The 4,267-nt window shown below is 46.1% G+C and carries 4 protein-coding genes; 1 reads left to right on the forward strand and 3 read right to left on the reverse strand.

The annotated features are described in order from the left end of the window. Positions 1-67: 67 nt before the first annotated feature. Positions 68-784, reverse strand: coding sequence for a PEP-CTERM sorting domain-containing protein (locus tag ACXLDX_RS10675; RefSeq protein ID WP_457577169.1), 717 nt, complete (start codon positions 782-784; stop codon positions 68-70). Between the two features lie 554 nt (positions 785-1,338). Between ACXLDX_RS10675 and ACXLDX_RS10680 the strand changes: the two genes are divergently transcribed. Beyond that, positions 1,339-2,544 (forward strand): molybdopterin molybdotransferase MoeA, encoded by a 1,206-nt coding sequence (locus ACXLDX_RS10680; RefSeq protein ID WP_457577170.1) that lies wholly within the window; start codon positions 1,339-1,341, stop codon positions 2,542-2,544. A gap of 41 nt (positions 2,545-2,585) precedes the next feature. On the opposite strand, the gene mutM is transcribed toward ACXLDX_RS10680, so the two are convergent. Together mutM and ACXLDX_RS10690 are read right to left on the reverse strand one after the other, a co-directional pair. Beyond that, positions 2,586-3,422, reverse strand: coding sequence for a bifunctional DNA-formamidopyrimidine glycosylase/DNA-(apurinic or apyrimidinic site) lyase (mutM, locus tag ACXLDX_RS10685; RefSeq protein WP_457577171.1), 837 nt, complete (start codon positions 3,420-3,422; stop codon positions 2,586-2,588). Continuing rightward, positions 3,400-4,267, reverse strand: an 868-nt coding sequence (locus ACXLDX_RS10690; protein WP_457577172.1) for a 4'-phosphopantetheinyl transferase family protein, incomplete at its 5' end; no start/stop codon positions are given. The genes ACXLDX_RS10690 and mutM, both read right to left, overlap by 23 nt.

Genomic DNA, 4,267 nt, shown 5'->3' on the forward strand with positions numbered 1-4,267 from the left:
GCTTATCTTGCATCATTCAGTTGTGTTCAAAGTTATTATCTGACACACAACGTATTGTTTGACGAGATTATTTTTTGGACTTCCTTCTTCTGGATATTCCGGCAAGGCCAAGCAGGCCGGTTCCGAAGAGCATCATGGTGGCCGGTTCGGGCACTGGAGAAGCATCTTTCAGTACTGCAAGTGCATCATTATAGTCAACCGGGCCATCATGGCGATCAAAAGCGAGCAACCAGTCGTCATTGCCATCTGAACCATAAACACCAGAAGGAAGTGCCCATGTCAGCATTTTGGAGGTACCGTTTTTACTGTCTTCTGAATATGTATTGCCGCTCGTATCCTGGAAAAAAATGCCAAACACACCAGACCAGTCAGTTGCACCAACAATATTGGAGCTGTTAACTACCAATTGTCCTCCGTTGAAGCCAAATGTAACCTGTGTATTTCCTGTAGTGCTGCTTCCAACATCAAACAGGAATTCTTCTCCTCCGTTCGGATCATAAATCCCAAAAAATCCATTTCCACCATGATAAGCAAGCTCGAAAAGTGAAGTGGTTGGTGTGCTTCCGGGTATTCCAACATCTGTTTGTGTCCACAATGCCTGTCCGGTTTGGTCACCAATTGGATCTAATCCTGGCGGCAGCAAACTTGTTACACTTGGTTCAGATCCATATCCAGGAGGAAGTGGATCAACAATTGCGTTTATGGGGTCTGCGTAAGCACTGCTCGCCATAAATCCCAAAGCAATTATGGTTAAAAGCGGTTTTTTAAAAACAATCTTTTTCATTTCTCTCTCCATGGAATAAATAATTAACAAACCTTCATAGACTTAGAAAAGCCCCCCCAGTTTTTTTAAGGAGCCCGTTGAAAATTTAACCTTCTATATGTCTCCTTGAAAGAACATTTAGCAAGATATATGCCAATTGAGATGTTTATTTCCTCTTGAAAGCTGGTATGTCACTCTGTGGTATGCCGATTGATTGCAGGTTGTATGTCTGTAACACAATGCAATCAACGGTTGACAATAAGAAAGGAGATGAATCAGGAAATTGATAGGTGGAAATACCTATATAGAATAATTCAGTAAAATTAATATATTACCTTGTTTTTCAGGATGGCCGTTATTTTATGTCTGCTGTATAAAAATAAGGGATTGTATAATTTTTCTCACAAAAAAAAGGATTAATTTTGAGAAACCGGAAGTATTTTCCGCATTTGTGGAAAAGCGGAAAGGGGAGGGAACACAACTTAAGTAAATGCTATCAGATCTAACCTCGAAAAGTCAAGGTCAGTGGAATTATTTTTCAGGATTTTTTTTGAAAAAGAATGTACTTTTCCCGTATGAACGATGGAAAAAACAATAAAAGTTGTTATTGCGAAGTGTTAAAAACACTTTTTCATGCCATAAAGCCGATGTCCTCCGAGGAGACAAGGCTTGAGCATGGACTGGGGCGGGTCAGCTCTGTTCCGGTTATCGCTTCCCGTCCACGCCCTCTGTTTGATGAATCGACCCGTGATGGTTACGTGATTGCTGAAACCAGAGAACTCGGCGAATCTGTTCAGCGATATCGGATCAGTGGTGAAATTCCGGCCGGCAGTCCCTACGGGAAAGTACTGGTGCCGGGGACCAGTTGCCGGATCATGACTGGTGGTTGTGTTCCTGAGGGCAGTTCCAGGGTTATTCCCCATGAAAATTGCAGGGAAGCAGATGGATATCTCCTTGTGAAAAAATCAATGCTGTCCAGGAATCCTTATATTCGTAAAAAAGGAGCTGATGTCTCAGCAGGAGATCTTCTTCTTGATCGGGGAGTTCGTCTGCAGGCATGGCATCTTGCTCACCTGGCATCCTGCGGTGTTCAGAAAATTGAGGTCGCCACTCTACCCGTTGTCGGTTTTTTCTGCACGGGGAGTGAATTGAGGCATCTGAACGAAGGGGCGCTGGCGAATGGTCAAAAAATATCATCAAATTCTGTGTTGCTTAGAGGGCTTCTGGATTCGCTTTCCATTTTATCCAGGGATTTTGGCATTATTCCCGATAACAGGCAGAATTTGCTGGAATGTCTTCTTGAAGCAAAAAACAGTGATGTTGATGTATTGATCAGTACCGGCGGAATGGGGCCGGGGAAATATGATCTTGTCGAGAAGTTGTTTCTTGCGGCAGGCGGCAACCTGATCTTTACGGAACTGGGAATGCGACCGGGAAAATCGGTTCTATTCGGTACTCTCGGGAAAACCCTGTTTTTTGGACTGCCGGGACCGCCCTACGCGGTACAGACCCTTTTTAACCTGCTGGTTATGCCTGTTGTTTTTGCAATGCAGGGGTTGAAGGCGGAGTTGCCGGAAAAAACGACTGCGTACCTTGCTCATGATATTGCGGTAAAACGTGCTGATCTGCTCTGTTTTAAGGATGGTATAATGGAGTTAAACGACGGCAGGTGTTATGTGCGAAGGGCAGGCAGTGGTGAAGCGCCCGATTGCTATATAATGTTATCCGCAGGACAGTCGTTTTTCAGGAAAGGGGAGCTGGTCGAAATTTGTTTGACCTGAATCGGTGCTATTAACTCTTTGATTTTTAAATATTATTAATGCTATTCAGGGCGTTGACATGCGGGGCAGTAAAAACTGGCCCGCCCGCCAATAGTTTGTTTTTCAATCAGGCTGCCGCAGGAGAAGCATTTTTGTCCGGCCCGCCCGTATACTTTGAAATTCATCTGGAAATAACCGCTCTCCTGACCGGCATTGACAAAATCACTGATGGTGGAGCCGCCGCATTCGATACCATTTTCAAGCACCGAGCGAAGTTTTCCGGTCAGCACTTCCCACTGCTCCAGGGACAGTGCGTCGATTTTATCGGCCGGGTGAATCCCTGCCAGGAACAGGCTCTCGTTGGCATAAATATTACCGATACCGGCGACTACCCGGTTTGTCATTATAAAGGATTTGACCACCATTTTTCTTTTTCGGGCAAGGGTGTGCAGGTATTCGGGGGTAAAGTCCGCTGAAAAAGGTTCAGGGCCGGTGGTTTTGAAAAATGTACTTTCCAGTTCACTGGTTGTCAGGCCATGAAAAAGATGAATGCTTCCAAACCGCCGGGTGTCGTTGAAGCGCAGTTCGGTGTTATTATCGAAAAGGAGCCGGAGATGATCATGTCTGGCCGGTGGCTTTCGTGGGTCAAAAATACCGAGATTGCCGGTCATACCGAAATGAAAAATGAGCAAAACCGAAGAACGGAAATGAACAAGAAGATATTTGGCTCGCCGTGTTACCCTGACAATCGTGGCGCCGCATAACGCATCGTTCAACTGAGCAACAGGAACGTCTGAACGCAGTTTTTTTCCGCTGCGCCAGATTTTCTTAACGGATCTTCCCAGAATGAGAGGGCGTATTCCCCGGCATATGACTTCAACTTCCGGGAGTTCCGGCATAATTGACCTCCTTTGTACTGGCAGTTATGGCAAGTCCATATCCGGCGAAAGCCGTTGCGGCGACAGCAACAACTCTTCCGGAATGATACTTTTCCGGCAGGGAGAATTCCAGTCTCCACCAGTGACAGGTACTGTTTTTTTTTCGAGCATTCTTTTGCAGACGGATTTCGGAAAAAACCGGCATGGTGTCATGGCCGAATCTCTTCTGTATCGCCTCTTTGGCACACCAGAGAAGGGCGAGGGCTTCCGGGTCATCTTCTGTTTTGCTTCCGGAGACGAGTTTTTGTTCCTGTTCTGAGCAGAACTTTTCTTTTACTCTCAGGAGTTTGTTGTCAATTTTCTGCAGGTCGATTCCACAGGGGCAGGAAGAGGCCATGGCCGCCGCCAGTTCTTTGCTGTGGCTGATGGAAACATGGGGGGCAACGAAATCACCGGCCGGGTGAAAGCGGACGAGGGGACATCCGTTCTTAAGAGTGACAATTTCTGTATTTTTTCCAGAAAACGACGGGAGCCCATTGAGACGGAGATAAGATGAAACGGCTTGTTTAGCACAGATTCTGCCGGTGAAAAATTCCAGGCGGCGTTTGCGGAGTCTGTAGCTGTCCAGCCTTGCAAGCTCGTTTTCATGGAGGTATTTTCTGCCGGTGTGGGTGGCATCTCTTATTTTCAGGATTACAGGCGGACAGAACACGGATGGGAAAGGTAATTGCTCACAGGCACCCCAGCTTTTCACGGTCTCTTTTGTCCGCATAGGTTGGATATGATTGCTACCCCTGTGACCAGTTACTGGGAAAGTCCTGCCTGTAAAATCATCAATTTCCATCTGAAAAATATTTTCGGGCACT

The organism is Desulfomarina sp. (assembly GCF_054039375.1).

Excerpts from the sequence above, each read along its gene's own strand:
- ACXLDX_RS10680 (WP_457577170.1), top strand. The coding sequence starts at position 1,339 with ATGAACGATGGAAAAAACAATAAAAGTTGTTATTGCGAAGTGTTAAAA.
- mutM (WP_457577171.1), bottom strand. The coding sequence starts at position 3,422 with ATGCCGGAACTCCCGGAAGTTGAAGTCATATGCCGGGGAATACGCCCT.
- ACXLDX_RS10675 (WP_457577169.1), bottom strand. The coding sequence starts at position 784 with ATGAAAAAGATTGTTTTTAAAAAACCGCTTTTAACCATAATTGCTTTG.